1 protein-coding gene is annotated in these 1,194 nt (G+C 46.7%); it reads left to right on the forward strand.

Annotated elements, in window-relative coordinates:
- Positions 1-1,194, forward strand: a 1,194-nt coding sequence (locus tag AZ66_RS29200) for a non-ribosomal peptide synthetase (protein WP_044358152.1), incomplete at both ends; no start/stop codon positions are given.

Here is a 1,194-nt window from a genome sequence, read left to right on the forward strand (position 1 = left end):
TGTCGGACAAGACGTTTACGGAATTTGTACACGACATAAAAGAAAAGGTATTAAAGGCTTATGAACATCAGGACTATCCGTACGAAGAAATGATTAAAAAAGTAGTTTTACAAAGAGATTTAAGCCGCAACCCACTATTTGATACGATGTTTGCCTTGCAAAATGTGGAGTACTCGAGCGTTGAATTGAACGATTTGCATTTGTATCCATCCTCATTGCAATCGGCGGTAGCAAAGTTTGATTTATCCTTGTATGCATTTGAGGTAGACAAGCGGATCTCTTTCAGCTTTGAATTTTCTACAGCTCTTTTTAGAAAAAGCACTATCGAGCAGTATAGCCGTCATTTTAGTACCTTGTTGAGCAGCGTTATAACGCAACCTGATATTGAACTTAAAGATATTGAAATACTTTCTGCAACGGAACGAACAAGCATAACGGTTGGATTCAATGATACCGAAGCTGACTATCTAAGCGATGCCACGATTCATCAGTTGTTCGAGAACCAAGTGCGGCGTACGCCGGATGCTGTCGCCGTTGCGTTCGGCGAACGGGAATTGACGTACGGGCAGCTCAATGCGCGCGCCAACCGAATTGCGCGGGTGCTGCGGGAGAAAGGTGTTCAGCCGGATGAGATTGTCGGTATTAGCATGCATCGTTCCTTGGAAATGATTGTAGGCATCATGGCGATTTTGAAAGCCGGCGGAGCGTATGTGCCGCTAGATCCTTCATATCCACAGGAACGAATTCGTTACATGCTGCAAGACAGCGGCGCCCGAATCGTCCTAACAGCAGGCCCGTTAACCGTGGAGCTTCCGTTTGAAGGGAATCTGTTCGATGTAGAAACCGAGCAATGGAGTGGCGATGACAGTGTCGCTTCGAAACGGACTGACTGCAACGCAGCTTCGGTACTATGCGAAGAGGATACTGACCTGGAGCCTATATCAGGTTCGCATCATCTAGCTTACGTCATTTATACTTCCGGCTCGACCGGGGTTCCCAAAGGAGTGCCGATTGAACACCATTCCGTCGTCAACCGCCTGAATTGGATGCAAAAAGCCTATCCGCTTACTGTCGAGGATGTTGTTTTACAAAAAACATCGTTCAGCTTCGATGTATCGGTATGGGAGCTGTTTTGGGGAACGCTTCAAGGGGCGAAAACCTACTATTTGGCGCCAGGAGAAGAGAAGGATCCAA

This window comes from Paenibacillus sp. E194 (assembly GCF_000935845.1).
GTDB classification, from domain to species: domain Bacteria; phylum Bacillota; class Bacilli; order Paenibacillales; family Paenibacillaceae; genus Paenibacillus_B; species Paenibacillus_B alvei_B.